This window comes from Pseudomonas tremae (genome assembly GCF_001401155.1).
GTDB lineage: Bacteria > Pseudomonadota > Gammaproteobacteria > Pseudomonadales > Pseudomonadaceae > Aquipseudomonas > Aquipseudomonas tremae.
Genome location: NZ_LJRO01000015.1, coordinates 1 through 252, shown reverse-complemented (window position 1 = coordinate 252; position 252 = coordinate 1). Strand labels below are relative to the sequence as shown.

Below are 252 nucleotides of genomic sequence, written 5' to 3'. Positions count from 1 at the left end.
TCCGCGTCACAAATCTGCGCGGCACCGCCTGCGCAAGGGCAGCCATCACACTTCAGGCACTCTCCGCTTGGCGAGTGCGATGCATTGCAGCGAGGTCGCGAAAGGCAGCGCCCGGGTGCCCTGCTTCCAGGCGTGGTCCTTCGCCGAACAGTTTCTCGCGCAGGGTGCCTTTGGCGTATTCAGTCTTGTAGACGCCGCGTTTCTGAAGTTCCGGCACCAGCAGGTCCACCGCATCAATGAACGTTTCATGGG

Annotated in this window: 1 pseudogene; it reads right to left on the bottom strand. The window is 61.9% G+C overall.

The annotated features are described in order from the left end of the window. Positions 1-52: 52 nt before the first annotated feature. Positions 53-252, bottom strand: a pseudogene (locus tag ALO43_RS00280) (5,10-methylene tetrahydromethanopterin reductase); the annotation flags it as partial.